Consider the following 235-nt stretch of genomic DNA (forward strand, 5'->3'; position numbering starts at 1 on the left):
GCAAAACCATCGACGGCCTAACCACCGAGTTCTTCTGGCAAGGCGACAAACTCATCGCCGAACACCACGCGGACCGGCACCGCAGCTACCTCTACGAACCGGACAGCTTCCGCCCGTTGGCGCTGCTGGAAGGTTTCGGTCCAAAAGAAACGAAGCCCTACCATTACCAACTCGACCACCTCGGCACGCCACAAGAACTCACCGCCCCAGATGGCGAAATCATCTGGTCCGCGCA

At 59.6% G+C, this 235-nt stretch carries 1 protein-coding gene; it reads left to right on the top strand.

Annotation, left to right across the window (positions count from 1 at the left end; genetic code table 11):
* Positions 1–235: RHS domain-containing protein (locus tag AACY08_RS30320; protein ID WP_339472765.1), on the top strand; the 235-nt coding region annotated here is incomplete at both ends.

It is taken from the genome of Pseudomonas sp. EL_65y_Pfl1_R83 (genome assembly GCF_963970695.1).
Lineage (GTDB): Bacteria > Pseudomonadota > Gammaproteobacteria > Pseudomonadales > Pseudomonadaceae > Aquipseudomonas > Aquipseudomonas tritici.